1 protein-coding gene is annotated in these 214 nt (G+C 46.7%); it reads left to right on the forward strand.

What is annotated here, in order from left to right; translation table 11 throughout:
- Positions 1-214: two-component regulator propeller domain-containing protein (locus GFJ99_RS13405; protein ID WP_153209558.1), on the forward strand; the 214-nt coding region annotated here is incomplete at both ends.

The raw sequence follows: 214 nt of genomic DNA on the forward strand, positions 1-214 counted from the left end.
TATTAATTGATAACAATCTGCCCAATGTCGGCATTTACAGCATTACCCAGGACCAAAACGGTTACCTCTGGCTGGCGTCAACCAACACCGGCCTAATGCAATACGACGGTTATCAGTTTCAGCAACACCCGCTATTAAACAACACCCTTACCAATCTGAAATCCGTGCCCGACATTGATGCCATTGTATTCGACCAGCACAATAACCTCTGGGC

Source organism: Flavobacterium sp. LMO6 (assembly GCF_009495795.1).
Taxonomy (GTDB): Bacteria; Bacteroidota; Bacteroidia; order Flavobacteriales; family Flavobacteriaceae; genus Flavobacterium.